We start from the raw sequence: 3,873 nt of genomic DNA, 5'->3' as shown, positions 1-3,873 counted from the left end.
GGCTGAATGTGTGTCATTGGCTTTGGCATAACAGTCTCCTAAAGCACCCTGATTTCTATATTAACTCAAAATCAGCTGGTTCATGCTTAGGTTGGCACACAGGGAACCACTTAATGTATTCTGGTGGTTATCTTTCATCAGGGATTGTTTTAGTAAGAACAATGCTTGAAATATATGTGAAAAGCTACTACCTAGAATTCATTGCCAAAGAAAGAGGGGATAATGTAATTGATTACATCGAAGAAAATAAGGATTTCCCTAGTTTCTTTCAGATGACAAAAGAACTTGAAGAGGTTAAAAGTCCTAAAGGAGACAGTTTTGAAGGGGTCTTTTCGCAGTTTACTAAAAACTACCTCGCAAGTTATGAAAAATTTTCACTGTTTAGTCACGGAAAAGGTGCATTTTTGAAAGCTTACTACGAGCATGAAAAAATGTCTTATAACACAGAGCAGATAACTGATGTGCTTTATACTGTGAAAGGTATGTTTTCGACAATAGCTATGCTTTTTTTTATTATTCAAGGAATGCATGAAGAGCTTGGAGAGTTTATAAATAAAGTAGAATTCCCCTCTTCCAAGTAACATAACAAATCATTCAAACAGGACTAAAAACAGCGGGCTTTTTTCGCTTCGCTCCATTTTAGCCCACTATTTTTAGCCTTTTAATGAGGCGTTAAGCGCTACCAACCATCAGCATTGGAGTACATCAAAGTGGTAATAGAAAATGCAATTTAGAGTTCTATCTGCTTTTATAATTTTCATAGGCTCATACTTGCCACTGGCTTTAATTCTAGCTGTGCAAGATATTCCTATGTCATGGTGGAGTAAATCATTTTGTGATTTCTCCGATATAGATAATTGCTTATTTAACCCTTTTAATAGCCCGTATCTATCAATCATATTTATTGTTGTAACTTGCATATCTGTAGTAATTTCAAATCGATCCTTGAAAAAATTATCATTCCCATTTGATGCGCAGGTAGAAAGTTCTAAAACGATACCAAACGATATTATCAATTATGTATTCCCTTATGTCGTTTCATTTATGGGGATGAGCTATGAAGCTCCAGAAAAACTCTTAGGGTTTTCAGTTTTTTTACTTTGGATGTTTGCGATAACATACAAGTCTGGTCAGATCATTATGAACCCACTTTTGTTAATGTTTGGCTGGAGGTTGTACGAAGCAAAGATCAATATCAACGGACAGTCTAGAGATGTAAGGATTTTAAAAAAGGGCCATTTAACCCCTGGAAATTATAAAGTCCAAACGATACAAGATTTTTATATTGCACGAGAAAACTAATGACAGCTGACTTTCAATCTTTAAGAACATTTGATTTTGCAAATTCAACACCACATTTGTGGGTTTTCAAGGACAGTAGCAGTGCGGCACGCTTCAGAACATTTTATGTTCAAACTGAAGACGGTCTAAACACCCAGTTAAAGGATTTCATTGCAACAGAGATTGAAAGAATCACTGAGCATACGCCTTATTCTTACATATCTCAGACAAATGAGAATAGCTGCTTATCTATTGATCCTACAAGTACAGATTTCCCACAACTGAAAGCACTAGTAGATCGACTTGAGAGTGAGCATAGAATTACAGATGCAAAAGACCTGAAAGGTGCAAAGGGGTATGTGGTCAAATTTACCTCAAACGGAACTACAGTTTATGCAGTAAAACGATCTACCTCTACATGGAAAACATCATATCCTAAAAAATACATCAATATGATTTTTTCAAATGGTGAATTGTCTGGGGTTGAGGACAATAGCTTCGCCATAGAGAAAAACTTTGATTTCTATGTCATTAATAATACTGTTTTCATAGCTAATAAGCGTGGATTTGAGTCAGCTATGCAACATAGAACTGCATATGTTCAGGCATTTACGCAGCTTCAACAAACCCCTGCATTTAGTGGCTTATTTTCTGACATAACCCCTATTATCGAATATGTTGGCACAAATTCTATACAGTTGAGGCGCATGGCTGTTATCGAAGAAAAAGGGATTTACAGCAGAGCAAACTTCATTCCAATACTGCAAAGAGTCAATACTACAAGAAACTGGGGTATCAACTTTGACCCATCTAATAACACTATAATCCCTTGTAAAACTACAGCGAGCACCATCATGAATGTTCTGCTTGATCACAGGCTTATGAGTGAGATAACAGATAATATCTACGATGTTCCTGATGCGACTCAAGTCTAGGCGCTTAACAAGCCCATCCAAGCGACCGCATTCTGCGGCGCTTGATGGGGACGTTAAACCTAATGGAGATAGAGTTGAGTTCATACACAGTCAGGCAAAAAATTATCTTAGCACTAGCTTTACTTACGACAGTTGTCGTAGTACCAGCTTTGCTATTTTATGAGCACGAACAGATTGCCTTCAACTTCACAATGGTCGGTTATATTATCCTTTTCATGTTTGTAATTGAGCTCAAACAGGAAAGAGTCATGAAAGGTATTTCCATAATATTATTTGGTGTGTTTTTCGGGGTTTATTATGTCGATTTTTTCACTGCCATGATCGGGAAAGATTCTGTCAATGTCGAGCTAGCTCACAATTTAAACATATTGTCTAATCTCGCTATATTCTCCTGTGCAGGCGCTGGCGGAAGTGTTATTGCTACTCATGCAGATAAAACCTCTACTGATAGAGAAAATCCTGTAATCTCTGAAACTGTGATAGATAGGACGCAAGACATCAGAATCCTTACGGAGCACACCCTTAAGCTACATAAAAAGGTCAATGCCATAGTTTCTATAGGTATAATTTTAGTGATAGCTATGCTTGTCATTGTTCTCAATAAATAGTTTAACAAATCAAAGCACGCGGACTTGGTAAAGCTGTCACCTTTTCCGCTTACGCAAAAAAGCCGCCAACTTCACCAAGCCGGTGTTTGAGGCGTTATGTGTATAGGAGAATTCAGTGAGTGGAGTTAAAATCCCATACTCTTATGATTCAAAAGGGAATGAAGTGACAATTTTGGATTATTTTTCATTAGGCAAGCCTCATCCAATATTCTGCGGAGGGAATGATTGTAAAGCGGAGCTAGTATATGTTTCAGCAAGTCAGAGAGTAGGTAAAAATAAAATAACACAAGTGCCTGCTTATTTTCGTTTAGCTAAATATGAAAACCACTCCATATCATGCTCATTTGAAACCTGTGGCAAAAAAGTTATTGATGCAGCAGGCTCATCAAATGAGGTTGCAGTTGCTTTGGCTAACGGGATGAGAGTCTTCCGTATTCATCTTATGGATGAAAAAGATCAATCCGATATGGAAAAAAAAGAAAGCAACTTTTTAAACAACCATACTCACGATACAGTTAAACGTACATATAGAAAACGAGGGTGCAATTTGCCTTATGTAAACAGTTTAAGCGGTTTGTTAGAGCTGTATAATTATGGGCGAGAGAATTCTGCTGTCAGAAGTTCTATTTTTGTCATGATTGACAAAAAGAAAACGCAGTGGGAAGATTTTTTCTTTGATGTGAAGCACTATGATATTCTTCATAAAAAAGTTTTAGTAAATGGCCCTGTTAAAGCTGCGATTGTTGGGAATGTAAAAAGGGTGAGCTTTAGTACACCACAAAGAAAATTTTCATCTGCAGAATTTTCACCAAAAATAAATAAGTATGGACAAAGTATTTATCCTGTAGCGCGTTTAAAGAAAGGCTTGAGTCATAATTTTATTAACCCAGGCGCGAAAGTATTGTGCTTTGGTTCGTTTAAGTTAGAGAGTGATTCATTTAAGCGTATAAGCAGTACGGCATAACCCATGTGGATCTATAATTTCTACATATAGCTACATTCGGGAGCCTGCCATGAAACGGAACTTGTTAGGTCAGTCACTCACGGCC

At 37.1% G+C, this 3,873-nt stretch carries 5 protein-coding genes; all 5 read left to right on the top strand.

The features are described 5' to 3' along the window. The coding region (locus IEW52_RS15845) for a hypothetical protein (RefSeq protein WP_229668001.1) at nt 1–581 on the top strand (581 nt) is incomplete at its 5' end. Between the two features lie 142 nt (nt 582–723). Beyond that, nucleotides 724–1,302 (top strand): KwaA family protein, encoded by a 579-nt coding sequence (locus IEW52_RS15440; RefSeq protein ID WP_188630975.1) that lies wholly within the window; start codon nt 724–726, stop codon nt 1,300–1,302. Further along, nucleotides 1,302–2,216, top strand: coding sequence for a DUF4868 domain-containing protein (locus IEW52_RS15435; RefSeq protein ID WP_188630974.1), 915 nt, complete (start codon nt 1,302–1,304; stop codon nt 2,214–2,216). Before IEW52_RS15440 ends, IEW52_RS15435 begins: the two co-directional genes overlap by 1 nt. A gap of 62 nt (nt 2,217–2,278) precedes the next feature. Then, the gene (locus IEW52_RS15430) at nt 2,279–2,824 is read left to right on the top strand and encodes a hypothetical protein (protein ID WP_188630973.1); all 546 of its coding nucleotides are present in this window, start codon (nt 2,279–2,281) and stop codon (nt 2,822–2,824) included. Nucleotides 2,825–2,939: 115 nt separating this feature from the next. Continuing rightward, nucleotides 2,940–3,788, top strand: coding sequence for a hypothetical protein (locus tag IEW52_RS15425; RefSeq protein ID WP_188630972.1), 849 nt, complete (start codon nt 2,940–2,942; stop codon nt 3,786–3,788). The last annotated feature ends 85 nt before the right edge of the window (nt 3,789–3,873 follow it).

The sequence above is a fragment of the Oceanisphaera marina genome (genome assembly GCF_014643915.1).
Taxonomy (GTDB): Bacteria; Pseudomonadota; Gammaproteobacteria; order Enterobacterales; family Aeromonadaceae; genus Oceanimonas; species Oceanimonas marina.
Note: the sequence above shows the minus strand (reverse complement) of the source record. Positions and strands in the feature narration are given on the sequence as shown.